At 41.9% G+C, this 15,914-nt stretch carries 14 protein-coding genes; 7 read left to right on the plus strand and 7 right to left on the minus strand.

Features of this window, described 5'->3' with window-relative positions:
• Positions 1-222: 222 nt before the first annotated feature.
• Positions 223-501, plus strand: a complete 279-nt coding sequence (locus FC093_RS08000) for a hypothetical protein (RefSeq protein ID WP_137261245.1) — start codon at positions 223-225, stop codon at positions 499-501.
• 123 nt (positions 502-624) lie between these two features.
• Here the strand turns inward: FC093_RS08000 and FC093_RS08005 are convergent, their stop codons facing one another.
• On the minus strand, positions 625-891 hold the full coding sequence (locus tag FC093_RS08005) for a hypothetical protein (RefSeq protein ID WP_137261246.1): 267 nt from the start codon (positions 889-891) through the stop codon (positions 625-627).
• 123 nt (positions 892-1,014) lie between these two features.
• Between FC093_RS08005 and FC093_RS08010 the strand changes: the two genes are divergently transcribed.
• The 5 genes from FC093_RS08010 to FC093_RS08030 all read left to right on the plus strand — a co-directional run bounded on the left by FC093_RS08010 (position 1,015) and on the right by FC093_RS08030 (position 5,745).
• Positions 1,015-1,794, plus strand: a complete 780-nt coding sequence (locus tag FC093_RS08010; protein WP_137261247.1) for an outer membrane beta-barrel protein — start codon at positions 1,015-1,017, stop codon at positions 1,792-1,794.
• A 303-nt stretch (positions 1,795-2,097) separates the two neighbouring features.
• Positions 2,098-2,349, plus strand: a complete 252-nt coding sequence (locus FC093_RS08015) for a type B 50S ribosomal protein L31 (protein WP_137261248.1) — start codon at positions 2,098-2,100, stop codon at positions 2,347-2,349.
• An 84-nt stretch (positions 2,350-2,433) separates the two neighbouring features.
• A complete protein-coding gene (serA, locus tag FC093_RS08020) occupies positions 2,434-3,666 on the plus strand; it encodes a phosphoglycerate dehydrogenase (protein ID WP_137261249.1) in 1,233 nt (410 codons plus the stop codon).
• A gap of 89 nt (positions 3,667-3,755) precedes the next feature.
• Positions 3,756-4,709 carry a glycosyl hydrolase gene (locus FC093_RS08025; protein ID WP_137261250.1) on the plus strand — a complete coding sequence of 318 codons (954 nt, stop codon included), beginning with the start codon at positions 3,756-3,758 and terminating at the stop codon, positions 4,707-4,709.
• A gap of 112 nt (positions 4,710-4,821) precedes the next feature.
• Positions 4,822-5,745 (plus strand): alpha/beta hydrolase family esterase, encoded by a 924-nt coding sequence (locus FC093_RS08030; protein WP_170971027.1) that lies wholly within the window; start codon positions 4,822-4,824, stop codon positions 5,743-5,745.
• 93 nt (positions 5,746-5,838) lie between these two features.
• On the opposite strand, the gene FC093_RS08035 is transcribed toward FC093_RS08030, so the two are convergent.
• Together FC093_RS08035 and FC093_RS08040 are read right to left on the minus strand one after the other, a co-directional pair.
• On the minus strand, positions 5,839-6,708 hold the full coding sequence (locus tag FC093_RS08035) for a sugar phosphate isomerase/epimerase family protein (RefSeq protein WP_137261252.1): 870 nt from the start codon (positions 6,706-6,708) through the stop codon (positions 5,839-5,841).
• 75 nt (positions 6,709-6,783) lie between these two features.
• On the minus strand, positions 6,784-8,382 hold the full coding sequence (locus tag FC093_RS08040) for a Gfo/Idh/MocA family oxidoreductase (protein ID WP_137261253.1): 1,599 nt from the start codon (positions 8,380-8,382) through the stop codon (positions 6,784-6,786).
• A gap of 401 nt (positions 8,383-8,783) precedes the next feature.
• On the opposite strand from FC093_RS08040, the gene FC093_RS08045 reads away from it, so the two are divergent.
• On the plus strand, positions 8,784-11,186 hold the full coding sequence (locus FC093_RS08045) for a TonB-dependent receptor plug domain-containing protein (RefSeq protein ID WP_137261254.1): 2,403 nt from the start codon (positions 8,784-8,786) through the stop codon (positions 11,184-11,186).
• A gap of 188 nt (positions 11,187-11,374) precedes the next feature.
• Here FC093_RS08045 and FC093_RS08050 read toward each other — a convergent pair whose 3' ends face one another.
• The 4 genes from FC093_RS08050 to FC093_RS08065 all read right to left on the minus strand — a co-directional run bounded on the left by FC093_RS08050 (position 11,375) and on the right by FC093_RS08065 (position 15,836).
• The gene (locus tag FC093_RS08050) at positions 11,375-11,599 is read right to left on the minus strand and encodes a hypothetical protein (protein WP_137261255.1); all 225 of its coding nucleotides are present in this window, start codon (positions 11,597-11,599) and stop codon (positions 11,375-11,377) included.
• On the minus strand, positions 11,599-12,306 hold the full coding sequence (locus FC093_RS08055) for a lytic transglycosylase domain-containing protein (RefSeq protein ID WP_137261256.1): 708 nt from the start codon (positions 12,304-12,306) through the stop codon (positions 11,599-11,601). Before FC093_RS08055 ends, FC093_RS08050 begins: the two co-directional genes overlap by 1 nt.
• A 103-nt stretch (positions 12,307-12,409) precedes the next feature.
• The gene (locus FC093_RS08060; RefSeq protein ID WP_137261257.1) at positions 12,410-14,395 is read right to left on the minus strand and encodes a gliding motility-associated C-terminal domain-containing protein; all 1,986 of its coding nucleotides are present in this window, start codon (positions 14,393-14,395) and stop codon (positions 12,410-12,412) included.
• Positions 14,373-15,836 (minus strand): cellulase family glycosylhydrolase, encoded by a 1,464-nt coding sequence (locus tag FC093_RS08065; protein ID WP_137261258.1) that lies wholly within the window; start codon positions 15,834-15,836, stop codon positions 14,373-14,375. Before FC093_RS08065 ends, FC093_RS08060 begins: the two co-directional genes overlap by 23 nt.
• Positions 15,837-15,914: the final 78 nt, after the last annotated feature.

Raw genomic sequence — 15,914 nt, forward strand, 5'->3', positions numbered from 1 at the left:
CATTCTCTTCCTACTTTATCAAATGGATTGGGGAAGTTGCCTTCCAAAATAAGCAATACATTATGCAATGTGCAGCGCTTTTCATGTATATTGATAATACGAGGAAAGCTTTTTGCCAGTGCATTTTGCTTTACACCATCATTACACTTGTTAAAAGAAAGGGGCTGGTGATTATTGGCACCGTTTTGATACCATAAAGGTTAGTTATTAAAATTAATTTTTATGGAAAACAGAGCAAAAATGGAAGCAATGGATAAAATGCTTCGCGAACTGGAAGATTTAAAAAACAGCCAAACATCGGTTTTGAAAAAAATAGCACAGATAGAAGCAGATAACATGAATGCAAACGTGGCTTTGCTAAACGAAGAATTGCCCGAAGTGCATGAACATGCTGATACCACCGTTGTTACTGTTACCCAGTTAATAGAAAAACTACAAACACACCGCGACGAGTTTGTAGCGAAATATAACCTGAATGCAGTAGAAGAAGAGACTGCATAACTTTTTAAGACAATAAAGCAGCTATCCTGGTTGCTTTATTGTTTGTTAGCACATTCCTTTTCATAACAACATCCATCATCAATTAAAAGGTATAATAACACTGATGCGCTAAGATTGTTGCAGTTAATTCATCGTATTCAACTCCGCATACGCCTTCAAAATCGCCATTTTCATCTTAAAAAAGAACTCGTAATGCTCATCTGTTTCATCTGGCACAAAAGGGGCGGAAATAAAGGGGTTGAAACATTTGGTGCCGCCGCTAAAACGCAGATGAAAAATAGTATGGGGGCAGGTGATACACAATTCACCTTCCGGCTCACCCTGTACAAAGAAATCGATAGTAGTATAGTTGTAATCAAATGAAAGCGCGTATTCAACAGGAAATTTCATAATTGACAGGATTAGTAGATTGTGAATGAAGCAAAATAGCAGCCAAAAAGAGAGTTATATCCTGTTTACAACTACACTTTTCAGTTCCATCCTTTAGCTACATTTGTTGATAAACATAGCTGTATGAGAAAGCGCTGTATCTTGTTGATGAGTATGCTTTTTACCTTCCCGCTTTTCAAAAGCGATGCACAAGACCTGCAAAATTATATTGGCATCAAGGGCGGTATTTCCATTCCCAATCTCACTGCAGGCAGCAACAATCCCATTAACACAAGCTTTCGTTCAAGACTTGGTCCGGATGCAGCTATCTTTTGGGAACAGGCTATTGCACCCAATTTCGCTATAGTGCCCGGTATAGCGTATTCTTCGCAGGGTGGCAAGCGTAATGGTTATCAGGCATTTCCTTTTCCGGAAGAATATGCGGGCTTTTTTCCGCCGGGTGAAGTGCCGGAGTACCTGTATGCTAATTTTGATAATGAAATAAAGCTGGATTATCTTATGCTGAATGTTCTTGCCAGATTCAACTGGCACTTAGGCGAATCTTCTCCGGTTATGCTGTATGCCGAAGTGGGACCTTTTGCCGGTTACCTTATTACTGCAAAGGATGTAGCCAGCGGTTCGGGCATTGTTTATAAAGACGCCCAAATGCAGGAGCCTTTGATTACCAGCGCTATTTCCTTTAATAATACAATGGACATCAAAGACCAGGCACACAAGGGTAATGTTGGCGTTGCAGGCGATGTTGGGGTGGCGTATTACTTCCCCAGCGGCAAAATTTTTATAGAAGCTGGCGGCAACTATGGTATGCTAAACATTCAAAAAGACCCGGCAAACGGTAAAAACGGAATTGGCGCTCTTATTGGAAGGGTGGGTTATGCTTTTAGTTTGGGCCGGGGATATTGACAGTTTAATGTTGAGCTTAAAGAGCATGGCGCATATAAAGAGATACAAAGAAGAATAAGAATTATTCAATGGATGCTGCTTTTTATCCCGAAGTGCTCCATGAGCATCGCGTCATTTCGTACCATAGCTTGTACCTTAAGGCTTACATCTTGTAGCCTGTACCCTGACTTTTGTATCTTGAATCAGCAAATCTGCATCTTTTTATCAAAATTTTTCTTGGCTAAACAGTATAATGCCGTTACTTTTGCGCTTCAAAAAATAATTATTCAGCACGGCAAAATCCGTGCGCTAAATAACAGTAATATGAAACAAGGTATCCACCCCGACAAATACAGGCTCGTCATCTTCAGGGATATGAGTAATGGTCATGAATTTTTGAGCCGTTCCACTGCTGCCTCCAAAGAAACCAGTAAATGGGAAGATGGCAACGAATATCCGCTTATCAAGCTCGAAATATCGAATATGTCGCATCCCTTTTATACCGGGAAAAATATGTTGGTTGATACCGCCGGACGTATTGACAAATTCAACAAGCGCTACGCAAAAAATAAATAACCTCTTTTTTCAACTATCCCTCCGGCAAATCGCGGAGGGATTTTTGTTTACACCTTTTTCTTCCTTCGCAAAACCAAATCACCCATGAGCAAAGCTACCAGCTATCCCAAAGACAAAATCAAAATTCTTTTTCTTGAAAACATCAGCGACCGTGCAGTACAGCGCTTTAAAGACGATGGTTACAGCAATGTAACCAAACTTACCCGCGCCATGCCCGAAGAAGAACTGATAGAAGCTATTAAAGATGTACACTTGTTAGGTATCCGTTCTAAAACGCAGGTAACGCCTGCCGTACTCGCCGCAGCCGAAAAGCTAATGGCCATTGGCTGTTTTTGCATTGGCGTAAACCAGGTAAACCTTAAAGAAGCTACGCGCAGGGGCATAGTGGTGTTTAATGCACCATACAGCAATACCCGCAGCGTGGCCGAACTGGTGATTGCCTTAGCAGTCATGCTTATCCGCCGCATACCCGATAAAAATAAAGCTGCTCACGAAGGCATCTGGATGAAGGAATCCAAAGGCAGCTTTGAATTGCGTGGCAAAACATTGGGTATTATTGGCTACGGCAATATTGGCGCACAATTGAGTGTATTGGCAGAAGCATTTGGAATGCGCGTTATTTTTTATGATATTGAAACCAAACTGCCGTTAGGTAATGCAGTAGCCTGCAAAAGCCTGAAAGATGTGGTAAGCCAGGCAGATGTTGTTTCGCTGCACGTGCCCGAAACCGCACAAACCAAAAACCTCATTAATAAAAACAACCTCAAATATTTCAAAAAAGGAAGCATCCTCATCAATTATGCAAGAGGACAGGTGGTTGACCTGCCAGCATTGGCTAAAGCCCTGGAGGCTGGTGATTTGAGTGGTGCTGCTATAGATGTATATCCGTGGGAACCCGAGAAGAACGGCGATAAGTTTGAGACGCCATTGCAGGGTTTGCCCAATGTAATATTAACGCCACATATCGGCGGCTCTACCGAAGAAGCCCAGCAAAATATTGGCGACGATGTAAGCGCCAAATTGTTTAACTATCTCGAAAGCGGCGTTACCAATGGTTCGCATACAGTGCCTGCTCTTAGCCTGCCGCTGATAGAAGGTGCGCACCGCATTTTGCATATTCACAACAATGTGCCTGGTGTGTTAAGTGCTATCAACAGCCAGTTGGCTGAACATCATATCAATATTGTTGGGCAATATTTAACGACCAACGACAGCATAGGATATGTGGTGCTGGATGTGGATAAGCAACTCTCCAGCCAGGCACTCGATTTGTTAAAAGGGGTAAAAGAAACGATTAAGGTGCGTATGTTATATTAAACAAAAGATTCAGGATAAAGTCTCATATAAGTATATAGCTGTTAAACTAATAACAGCTATATTTACTTTCAGGCTATAAAAAGTTATATATGAAGAAACTTTTCACTATTTGTGCACTTTTCATGCTCACCGGCACATTTGCCCAAACCAAGTTTGGCGCACTGCTCGACCCAGGTATGTTAGCCAATGCCAATGAGCATAAGGTTGATGTAGCAAAAAAACTGGGTATCAAAATAATAAGAGACCGCATTGTACTCACCAACCCGAAGGATAAACCATTGCTCAACACGGGCTTTGATGTGTTTATGAACATCAACTATGGCAATGTACAAGATAGGTCCGGAGAAAAATCGCCGGTTCCTTTTCCTACCGATTTAGATAATTACAAAAAATTGCTTACCAATGCAATCAATAGCTTCAAGGGTAAAAAGCCGGTAGTAATTGCTATAGAAAACGAAGAAGACAATAGGATATACCACAGCGGTACACCGCAGGACTATCTCAATGAACTAAGAGCTGCTATACCCATTGTACATGCCGCCGGCATAAAAGTAACCAATGCCGGTATTACCTGGCGCTCTATAACTTACCTGGTGTACAGCGATTTGTTGGATCAAGGTAAGCGTGCAGAGGCACAGGCATATATGAAAAGTACGCAGATGCCACTGGATAACCCAGGCTTAGCAAAAAAGCGGCAATTTGCAAAGGAAACCGTAGCTGCCTATAAAGATATGGATATTGACTACGTTAATTTTCACTGGTATAGCAAGAGCAATGATGTATCGGCTTTGAAAACAACAATTGAATACCTGAAACGCGTAACGGGCAAGCCGGTTATTACCAACGAAATTGGTCAGTATGACGATTCTCCCGAAACGGTGAAAGCAATTATACGCCTATGCCGCCAGGAGCAAATGCCGTATGTCATCTGGTACAGCGGACTTGGAAGAGGCCCGGGCAAAGCAGTTTCGTTGCAGGATATTAATGGTGTGCTGAAGCCTAACGGAGAAGCTTTTAAAGAAGCCGTTGCAGAACAAAACTAATAATACAATACACCTTATACCTTTGCTTCTAAGCTTACCTTTTATTCCCTATCTATACTATCACAGGCCTGCTCAAAAGCAGGTTTGTGACTTAATGACAAAACGTTTGTTCATGAAATATTTGTTGTACGCTCTTATCTTTATTACGCTCTTTAGTGCCTGCCAAAGAATATTAAACCGGGGTGGCGGTCATTTGCCTACCGGCAAAAATACACGCAACAGCGCACCAACAGGCGAAGAAACTGACCTGGTAAAAGAGGCGAGCATAAAAAGATATTTCCTGAATGTAAACGGAGACAACCGCACTTTTTTGGTGCAGTTGCCCAAGGGATATGACCCGTCGCAAACCTACCCGGTTATCTTTTTCTTTCATTCCATCCATGGTCATGATACCGGCTGGATAAAGAACCGCGGCGTTAATGAGTATGTAGATAAATATAAATATATAGCAGTATATGGGCAGGGTGCTAATGGTGGTGTTTGGAACATTGGTGGTTATTATCCATTGAAAAAAGTAAGTGAACCCAATTATGTAATGGAGATGTATAACTGGCTGAAGCAAAATACCAAAATAGATGCACGCCGCGTGTATGCTGTAGGTACTTCCAATGGGGCTTTGCTGGCGCACTATTTAGCTATTCAAACCAACATTTTTGCTGCTATCGTACCCATTTCCGGCTCGTTATATACCGATGAAATGAAATCCAATGCGCAGCCAACAGCGGTATTGCAGATACATGGCATGCAGGACAGAACTATACCTTACAATGGCGGTTTTACCAAATATCAATATACTTTTTTAAGTGCCGAAAACTCTGTACAAACCTGGGCAGAAACGAATGGCTGTAATGCACAGCCAACAGTTACCAACCTGCTGGGCGGCAAAGTAACTGCACGCAGCTACACTAACTGTAAAAGCGGCAAGCCAGCTATTCTGTACAGCATTTCCGGCGCTGCGCATAAAGTTGCGGATAGTATTGATTTGGACTGGCTGTTTGACCAGGTGTTTAGCTTTTTAGCTAAGAATGAAAGGTGATAGTTGGGCAATTTTTGATGGCGGTTTTTAGCTGAAGAATAAAATTGAAAAGGACACAACGATAGAATATGGTTGCGTCCTTTTTTATTGCTATCAAGCCTGCAATTGATGAATATACGTTGCACTATCTTTTAAATTATCTAAATCCATTTCTATAAAAAAGTTTTGTACGCCGCCTGTTTTTGCAGCAGCAAAAAATGCTTTCCAGTCAATTATCCCTTGCCCAACAGGCACTTGCTTTTTATCGGCAGTCCAGTCGGATAAATGCGAGGAGATAAACCTTCCGGGATATTTTTTGAAATAATCAGCAGCTTTATAGCCAAGATTGATGACTTCTGTCTGAAACTGCATCTTCACCAGATCGGAATCAAACCGCTGCATCAACGCATCATAAATTAACTGGCCATCCAGTGTTGCAAATTCAAATTCATGATTATGAAACCCTGCCTGCATGCCGGCTTTTTTTATTTTTTCTGCTGCTTTATTCAGTTTATCGGCAGCGGCATAATAATCATTAATAGTAGCCGTTTTTGGCAGCCAGAATGTAGAGCAAATCATTTGTGTAAGCCCTAATCCTTGCGCAAATTCAATGCGGTCGTCTATATTATTGTCATCAAATTCACCAAAACCAAAATGGCAGCTTGGACAACTCAAACCCGCATCATTAATGATGCTGCGCATATCGGAAGTTTTTATATTTACCAACGGCCCATAACCAATTTGTGCATAGCCTTTAGGGGAGCACATCTCTGTTAATTGGTAGCCTTGGGCTGCCATCATTTTTAATGTGCCTGCAAAATCTTTTGCCAATATATCCCGTATTGGAAAAGTTTGAAAGCCTATGGGCATCTTTGCGGCTGCGGCACCTGCAAACACCTGTTTGGGTATTTGCGATAAAACCAAAGCTGCGCCTGCACCTAACGTTGCTTTGGTTAGGAATGATCTCCGGTTCATTATTTTCATGGCTGGTTATTTTTAATACATTTACATGATAACTTACTTGCAGAAAAACTACTCCATACAATTGTTCAGTACGCTTTAAATACTTGCAGGGTCCCAGCCTTGCCTGTATTCGCGACTTAGGTATTTATTTGCTTCCGGCACATTCGTGATTTTCATATTGGCAGCATCGTATTTTAATAAACGGTTTGCCCGTAAGGCAGCCGCATATAAGTTAACAGCTTCGGTAATATATTCTGCTTCAGAAAAATTTCCAGGATATTGCCTGCCGGTTTTACATGCCTGTACAAATAAGGATAAAGCTGCCAATGCCTGTTGCCCCTCGTTCTGATTGTCGGCGGAGGAACTGACTAACTTATCCATTTTTTTACCTGAAATAATCTGCGGATCCTGCACGTTAAAACCTGCTAATATTTTCCCTTCTTCTCCAACGAACATCATTCCTTCTGCAGGCAATTCCTTACCATCGTTTGCCAGCTCTTCCGGTATTTCGGGGCGCATACCACCATCGTACCAGTATAAATCAACAGGTCCTCGGTTGCTATTGGCCGGATATTTAAATCGCACGGTGCTTGCCATAGGAAATGAAAAGTCGTTATTCACCCGAAAAGGAACAGCGCCATTGAAGTCGCAAACATGGCTGCGATGCGGCTCAACAATAGTGGGAGATGTTAATTGCAAAGCATTGAAAACAGTCCATAAACTATAATGCCCCATATCGGCCATAGAGCCACCGCCGAAGTCGTACCATCCCCTGAACACCATATTGGTATAGTTGGGGTGATAGGGGCGGTCTGCTTCGGGGCCAAGCCAGAGATCCCAATTAAACCCTTGCGGCACCTGCGGCTTGTCTGTTGGCAACTCAGGATATTGCGGCCACACCGGGCGGTTCGTCCAGTTATGTACTTCGGTGAGTTTGCCAATAGCACCACCCTTAATCCAGGCCATCACCTGCTCCATAGAACCATTGTAATCCCACGGTATTAAATGTGTAATAACTTTAGGATTGTTGCGCGCCATTTCAATTAATTTCTTTCCTTCTGTTAAACGGTTTGAGATGGGTTTGTGTACCAATACATGTTTCCCTCTTTTGATGGCGGCCATTGAAAGCACGCCATGCAGGTGATCTGGTGTCATGATCTTTACTGCATCGAGGTCTTTTTCTTTATCCAACAATTCACGGGCATCTTCATAAGCCGTACAGCCTTTAAACTTTTCATTAGAACGAACATTGGCGTAATACGTATCCACAATATCTTTTCCGTTATCCCTTCCACCGGGAATAACGTTATCGCCACCGGGCATCCAATCCGGCTTTTTGATAGCTTTGCGAATTTCATCTCTCAGATAAGTAGTACCCCAATCGCGATAGCCAATTGCTTCTTTGTTAGGATCACAAACGGCTACTACTTGTATTTCGGGTGCTGACAGCAGCGGCAATAATTCTCTGATGCCTTGCGTACCCACACCTATATACGCCAGCGTAACTTTATCGCTTGGAGGTATAAAACCCTTGCCTAACACATGCCTTGGAATAATGGTAAAGGCTAAAGCTGCAGAGGCAGTAAGCTCCACAAATTTGCGACGATGCATTCCGTTGTTGTTTGCAGGATCTGTTTCGCTTTTTTCATTGGAAATAGCAGTGATTTCAACGTTTGGTTCAGTTTCTTTTTTCATACGGCAGTTTAATGATTAATGAGGAACTTAAATGTACAACGCATTTTGATATACGTGTTTGCTATAAATAACCACCATTGCTGAATAATGAACATGCGGCGTGTTTTTTGGCAGTGCAGAAAGCTTTATATTGATACTTTAATAGAAGGTGCACCTATCTTCTAACCTTCATATTGCAGCATATCTATTACAACAGTTTTAAAACGGGTAGGTACAAGCATTAGATACATCAGTTGAATTTATAGCGATAAATAATTATAGGTATAAAAGTTTGAAAGATTAAGTCAGCTCAGAATAAGTAATAGCTGTTTTACATTGAGCTTTGTTGTAACCGCTGCCACTTTTTACACCGCAACTAATGTTTAAAAATAAGTTTATCTTCGGTAAAACTAATTGCAGCCATGTGTATCCGTAATATCTTTTACCTGTTGATGCTCCTGGTGTTTACCATTTCTGCATCGGCACAAGATGCCAGTACAACACAATTAGACAGCTTTTCGGCGAAGTTTATTACCGCCATCAGAGCCAATGCAAAAGAGCGTGCCTATCTGGTTGCGGATAAATCTGTTTATAAAGTGGGTGATTTTATATGGTTCAATGCCTTTCTTTTAAATACCGCTTCCCAAAAACTAAGCAGTAAAAGTTCATTTCTTTTTGTGGATGTAGTCGATGAAAACGATAATATTATAAACCGCATAGTATTGGATGCGGCCAATCAACAACTCCATTCGCGCATACACCTGCCCGATACGTTAGCGGGTGGTTATTATTGGTTGCGTGCCTACACCAGACAAATGGCTGCATATGATTCAAACAATATAGCAGTGAAGCCGTTGTATGTTTTAGATAAAGCCGGTGCTCCTGTTATAAACAAACCTGTGATGAACAGTGGCAACAAACAGGAGATGCCTATCCTTACTTTTTATCCGGAAGGTGGCAATATCATCACCGGCATAGATGCTACTGTTGCAGTAATGGTAAGTGACAAAGAAGGTACGCCTCTGAGCATAACAGGCGTAATAAAAGACAATAAGGACGCGGTAATAACCAATTTTACTACCAACGCAAATGGGTTAGGCAAGTTTAAATTTGAACCCAGTGGTTTCCGGCAATACAAGGCAGTACTAAATGATAATGGCAAAGAGTGGAACTATCCGCTTCCGCCGTTTGATTTTTATAAAGGACAATTGGCTGTTACCAGGCGGCCGGGCGTTTACCAGTTAAGAATATTATTGGGCGATTCTATTTACAACAAAAATGTACCCAGTTATGTAGTGGGTATTTCAAAAGATAGTTTGGTGTTTGCGGCTGTCGGCAAAGGACAATATCAGGTAAACGTGGACGAAAATAAATTGCCACCTGGTATTGTTACTTTTTATCTCTTTGATAAAGATTTTAACATGCTTAGTGAAAGAGCAGTGTATGCAAACAACAATAATGTGCAGACAACTATTATTACCGATAAAAGTAATTATACCAAACGCGATAAAGTTAGCCTCCAGGTAGAGATAGCGGATGGTACACAACATCCTGTTCCCGCACTCATCAGCATATCGGTGCGTGATTCCCTGTTTGCTTATACACAGCCTTGTACTTTGCCCCAAACGGCTGCTATCCGATACATGGATGACCTGTTTTTTGCTACCCATAACTGCTTTAGCGATGAGGAAAAAGATTTGCTGATGCTTGCCCGGAATAATACATACACTAAACTTACCACGCCTGTGCACTCCACTGTAATACTGGCAAATGACAGTCTTTTTTACATAAGCGGAAAAGTGCAAAACGGAAAAAATGAAGTGGCTAATACAATAGTAACGTTCATCTCCAATGCCGGCAGCAATGGGCTTTTCTATACCGATACTACCGATGATACAGGCCGGTTTCGTTTTGCATTAGAAAGCTACCCGGATAGCATGCAATATGCTCTGGAAGTAAAAGACCTCGACAACCGTGTGCTTAACGCAGATATAATACCGGAAGCAATTGCTTTACCGCAATTAAAAACACCCACTTGGCTAAAGCAGCCGTTAGCAATGCCTAAACCCACAATAGATAAGCTTGCCAGACGATACTATCTGCAGTGGGAGGAAGATGATCATCACTTACCACTGGTTACCGTAAAAGATGAAAAGGCGGATTATGATGTATCCAAAAGAGTAAGTCCTTTTTCTACTATTCTTTCGGGAAGCGATTTTGATGGCAGAACCAGCGTTGATAATTTGGTACTGAAAGTAAGAGGGCTGCAATTGGTAAACGGATACCTCGTAATGCGGGGACTTTTTTCAATGAGAGGTTCCGGTGCCAGTTTTGAACCCTTGTTGCTGGTAGATGGTGTGCCGGTGTATGTAGCTGCAACTACATCAATAGGCAATACAAGTCCGGTGCTTAGTTATTTAAGTACACTCAATCCAAAAGATATTGATTTTATAGAAGTATTGAGCGACGGCACTGCAGCCAATTATGGTGTGCGCGGTGCCAACGGTGTTATTTTAGTGAATACAAGCGCTAAATCGCGCGATTTTCGTCCCGGCAATAACATGAGGGTATTTTATGCTAAAGGCATAGCCAGGCCTATGCTGTTTCCTGTAAGTATATATAATGAGAAAAATAAGAAAGCGGCAGTTCAGCAGGACACCCGTTCTACTTTATTCTGGAATGGTCATTTTGTTACCAGCGAATCCGGCGATGCAGCTTTTACGTTTTATACCAGCGATGTTCCTGCAACGTACATCGCTACGGTTACCGGTATTACAAGGCGTGGAGATATTATTTATAAAACAATCAGTTTTCAAAGTAAGTAGCTGATAGCAGTAAAGTGTTGGCATGCAAAAAAGTGATTGCATTTTCAACGGTGTGATTCACCACATACATACAACAGGAACGTAGAAAGAAACAAATAGAAATGCTATGTGAAATCCTATGTTTCTATTATGTCTATGTGGTGAGAACTGCCATCATACAATTAAAAACACTGCCGTATTATCAACTACTATTTTGGTAGTTTAATAATATAATTTTTACCTCCCCTCACTGTTAATGATCTGGAGCGGAGCCAGGGATTTAATATCTTCAACATCTTATAAGTGGTACCATTGCTAATTGCCCAATCTGCAAGATTTGGAATAGAAGAAGTAACGATAATATCTCTTGTGTGGAAGCGCTGGTAACCATTGGTGTCATTTACTGTATAACCCATCATTGTGGCATTGCTCATTAATTGTTTAAAAGCAAGAATGCGGAAGATATATTTGTTGGTTTCGTCGGGTAAATTAAGATCGTAATAATTATATGTTTTTTGAAAAACGGCCTGGCTGTTATAGCCGCCCATGCCGCAATTATACTGGCAGCCGCAGCAGTCCAGTTGCCAAACTTTTTGTAAGCCGTTTTTAGATAGGTACAAGCCGCATCTGTTGATTTCAATACATCGTACCGGTCATCTACCTGCTCATTTACGGTCAGGTTGTAAGCAGGTGCTGTTCCTTTCATAAACTGCCAAAAGCCCGTTGCGCCTACACGCGAAATAATATTTTGCAAATTACTTTCTGCCACACATAAGTACTTAAAATCATCCGGAACACCATTGGCTTTCAGCCGCTCCTCAATAAGCGGAAAATATCTTTTGGAAAGCTTTAAAATATAGCTGATATGCCCTGGCGTATAGTAGTTATAGATCAGTTCCCCGTCAAAAGCTTCTTTTATTTCCCAACGTTCCAAGGGCACTTTTTCTCCGGCAAAAGTCATTTCATCAGGTACTTCCGGTAAGTAAAACTGTTGGTTGGCGTAAGTGCTGCCCTCTTTACTTCCATCCTTTTTTGGCCGGCCTTCTCTGAAGGAAAAGTGAGCAATTAAAAGGGTAGCGGCTATAGCGCCTGCTACAAAAATGATAATTGACCTAAATGTATTGGAGGTAACTATTTTCATTTTTTTTTGCTTTATAAAACAAGAGAATAAGCTAAAAAAACAAAAACGATGCCCCGTAACAGGCTACAGTAATTGCAAAGAATACATACAGTAGATATAACTTTTACCGCAGTAAAAAAACAGTTCCTTCTTTTACTACTTTCCTACCGGCATTGTTTTGCAATTCCAAATGATAAATATAAGCACCGGCTTGTTGCGGCAATCCATTGTAATTGCCATCCCAGCCCTTATCAAAATCAGTAGCTTTATACACTATACTGCCCCAACGGTTATACACTAAAAACCGTACGATGTTATAATTATCTAAAGGTAATATCCGAAACCGGTCGTTTGTTCCATCGCCATTTGGGGTAAAAGCAGTAGGAATAAACAGATCGGCATACACTTTTACCATTACTTCATCCACCGCGTTGCCGCAACCAACGGTAGATGTAACCTGTAAACTGTACACCTTATTTTGCGAAGGATATACTTTAGGTTGTATGGCATGGCTGTCATCCATAGCATCGGACGGCAACCAATAATAATTAATAGCAGTGCCTTTTACAACAGCATCCAGTACAGCAGTATCGCCACTGATAATTGCCTTATCGGCACCAGCCATTGCTACCGGCTTTCTATACACCTCAACAGGAAATAAGGCTGAATCCTGGCAACCAAATTCATTGGTAATAACTACTTTGTAAACGGTAGAATCGTTGGGCTGTGCAACAGGATTGGGAATCGTATCGCTGGATAAACCAGTAGAAGGTGTCCATTTAAAACGCACATTGCCGGGGGCACTAGCCAGCAACACTTCACTCACCCCTTCGCAAATAGGATGGGAAGGCTGAATAGATAAAGCTGTGCCGGGAAAGATTTGTAAATAAAAAGAATCGAACGAAACACAGCCATAATCGTAATACTGCTTCAGCGTGTACAAACCGGTATCGGCATACTGCAAATCAGGAACAATCGCGATCACCGTAGTGGAGCCAATTGCGGTTTTATGATACCCGTTGGGACCATTCCATTCAATGTTCAGCGCACGCGGATCGCTGGCAGGTAATGAATAATCTTTACCGGTACAGCCCTTTATCATCTGTGGCGGATTATGCAGTGGCACCGGGTGGATTTCGGTATAAATAGCATTGGACCGTATCCTGCAATTTACCGAGTTGATATTGGCGCGCTCGGCAACTACCATCCGGTATAAAATAATACCCGACATTCTGTGTGGAACCGTGTATGTAGCTGTAATGGCACCGGGTATATCCTGCCAGGTTTTGCCGGTATCCACACTGTTTTGCCATTGCGTCGCCGGGTCGGTAAAACCGGCCGAGTAAGTGCCTTTCATTACAAAGGGATTGGTATAATTGGCACACACATTCTGATCGTCTTTGGTGCCGTCAATGGTTACATCCACAGCAGGCCCGCATAAGGCTAATGTAATGTCATCTATGGCAAATGCATTACCGCAGCCATATTGGGCATTGGCAGTAATCTTCAATATCACATCGCTTACGCTTGCAGGTGTTTGAAAAACAAAGCCATATTGCACCCATTTCTTCTCGTTGGTAATAGGTATATCACCGGTGTTATAAGTTGCCAATATGTTACCCGCAAAGTCTTCCACACTAAAGGTCAGGTTGGGCAATAAAGCATGACCATCGCAGGTATGCCCATCCGTCATTATATTGGTAATATAGGCTGCAAACTGATAACTTAAGCCGCTGCACAAACCTCTCGCAGTATCTAAGTGTACCAGCCCTGGCGTGCTTTCCGCATCCACCATCATATAATTCCCGTTCAAATCACCCGATGTATGGTCGCCGGTCATTTGCACCCAATAGCCGCCGCAACCAAAGAGGAAATCATTGATGGTATATTGTCCTTTCGATGGGCAGCCACCCACATAATCGTAGGTGGTGGCATTGGGTGGCAGCGGTGCATGTACCGTTCCAAAAGTTACATTTATAATAGGATCGCCCAGATTGTTGTTGCACAGTTGTGCCTTGGCAACAAACGACAAAAACAAGAAAATACCGGCAAATAGCCAGTATTTTCTTATAGCATAAAGGGATGCCTTATTTGTTAGTTGCCAATACATTTACCAATAACACTTTTTCGTTTGTTCCTGCCGGTGCATTCACAAGCCCATTCTTTATTGTTGTTTTACTTGTCCATTTTCCTGTAACTACATCCATCCATGCTGCCTCGTAACTGCCGGCTGGAAGTTGCAGGGTTAATGGTTGTGGGATGGTGGTAGTTGGTTCGTAATAGATTACCCATTGAGAGTGCCCGTTGCTCAATGCCTCTGTAAAAGCTGCCGGTGCACTTGTAACAACTGAACAGTCTGGTTTTAGCTGAAGGAAGTTGATATGTTCAAAAAAACGCTTTAGAATGCCCAATTGCATCCGTAAATCTTTACCACCGCTGCCCGGCGCATTGAAGGAGGTATCTTCACCCGTTTCGCTGTTCACTGAAAAAGAATAATCTAAATGATTGAAGAGCCCGCCGCCAGCCATCATAAAGCGCCATGCCTGCCGGCGATAAGTAGAGTAAGATTTGCCTGCAAAGCCGGTTTCATTAAAACCAATTACTTTATTCAAATGATAGTTTAATCTTACGGCGTCGGGTTTTGCATAATGAAAATTGAAAATAGAAATGTCAGGATCGGGGTTAACAATTGGATAATAAAAGTTGCTGATATTTTGAGAAATGAGATGTTTTTTAGGAAGGCTGTTTTCTGCCTCTTTTATCCAGTCGGTTACTTTTTGTTGCCAGTCGTTGGAGCGCTTAGATACTACCTGAATAGTAGAGCGCCAATCGCTCTTATCGCCGTATTCATCGCGCACCAGCACGGTATCGGTCTGGTCGGCCCAGGGTTCGTTTTGTATTTCAAAATACATATTGTCAAAACCGTTCAACTCACGCACTATCTTCTTTACATATGCTTCCTGGTACTTCAAAATATTACCGTTCTCCAGGGTATTGACCATATTCGACGCAATAACATCGGTTTGGTTGATGTTGTTTTTGGGATTGAGAGCGCTGTAGTTCCAACCGCCGCCGTAATGCGATGAAAACAGATTCACTTCTACAATTACACCATTTTTCGCTGCTGTTTGTATAAAATTTTTCAGTCGTGCAAAATAGTTTTCATCCCATTGGTTTAGATCAAACTTATTGCCGCCTAATGCATATCCGGCAACCGTACTTCTTTTCCAGGGCAGGAGCAATCGTTCTGCTGCAGGTGCCAAAGTGTTTTTTTCAATACCAAAATCGCCCTGTTTTTCTATGTAAGCGCCAGTAAAAAGCCGTGTAATGTTGAGGCTGTCCTTAGCCAAAGTTTGCAGGTATTTGGTGTAATCAAAATCGGGGTTGATCACCGAGCCATAATGCTCGCCGGAGCCGATGATTACTGTTGGTTTGTTTTGGTATAAAAAATAATGTGGATTTTGCGGATGCAGTTGTAATATAGTTTGCTGCTGAGCAAAGAGGAAAGTAGTAATAAGTGTAAGCAGTGTAGTTATAGCAAATGCCTTCATCGTTAGATAACATTAAAGGCGAAAAATAATCAATAATTCTTTATAAAGTATAAGTGTGTTGGTAAAAGGGAGTTGAAT

Origin of the sequence: Ilyomonas limi, assembly GCF_005233845.1 — a bacterium.
Classification (GTDB): domain Bacteria; phylum Bacteroidota; class Bacteroidia; order Chitinophagales; family Chitinophagaceae; genus Ilyomonas; species Ilyomonas limi.

Excerpts from the sequence above, each read along its gene's own strand:
- serA (WP_137261249.1), top strand. The coding sequence starts at position 2,434 with ATGAGCAAAGCTACCAGCTATCCCAAAGACAAAATCAAAATTCTTTTT.
- FC093_RS08000 (WP_137261245.1), top strand. The coding sequence starts at position 223 with ATGGAAAACAGAGCAAAAATGGAAGCAATGGATAAAATGCTTCGCGAA.
- FC093_RS08015 (WP_137261248.1), top strand. The coding sequence starts at position 2,098 with ATGAAACAAGGTATCCACCCCGACAAATACAGGCTCGTCATCTTCAGG.
- FC093_RS08050 (WP_137261255.1), bottom strand. The coding sequence starts at position 11,599 with ATGAGCAATGCCACAATGATGGGTTATACAGTAAATGACACCAATGGT.
- FC093_RS08005 (WP_137261246.1), bottom strand. The coding sequence starts at position 891 with ATGAAATTTCCTGTTGAATACGCGCTTTCATTTGATTACAACTATACT.
- FC093_RS08060 (WP_137261257.1), bottom strand. The coding sequence starts at position 14,395 with ATGTATTGGCAACTAACAAATAAGGCATCCCTTTATGCTATAAGAAAA.
- FC093_RS08035 (WP_137261252.1), bottom strand. The coding sequence starts at position 6,708 with ATGAAAATAATGAACCGGAGATCATTCCTAACCAAAGCAACGTTAGGT.
- FC093_RS08065 (WP_137261258.1), bottom strand. The coding sequence starts at position 15,836 with ATGAAGGCATTTGCTATAACTACACTGCTTACACTTATTACTACTTTC.
- FC093_RS08045 (WP_137261254.1), top strand. The coding sequence starts at position 8,784 with ATGTGTATCCGTAATATCTTTTACCTGTTGATGCTCCTGGTGTTTACC.
- FC093_RS08040 (WP_137261253.1), bottom strand. The coding sequence starts at position 8,382 with ATGAAAAAAGAAACTGAACCAAACGTTGAAATCACTGCTATTTCCAAT.
- FC093_RS08025 (WP_137261250.1), top strand. The coding sequence starts at position 3,756 with ATGAAGAAACTTTTCACTATTTGTGCACTTTTCATGCTCACCGGCACA.
- FC093_RS08030 (WP_170971027.1), top strand. The coding sequence starts at position 4,822 with ATGAAATATTTGTTGTACGCTCTTATCTTTATTACGCTCTTTAGTGCC.
- FC093_RS08010 (WP_137261247.1), top strand. The coding sequence starts at position 1,015 with ATGAGAAAGCGCTGTATCTTGTTGATGAGTATGCTTTTTACCTTCCCG.
- FC093_RS08055 (WP_137261256.1), bottom strand. The coding sequence starts at position 12,306 with ATGAAAATAGTTACCTCCAATACATTTAGGTCAATTATCATTTTTGTA.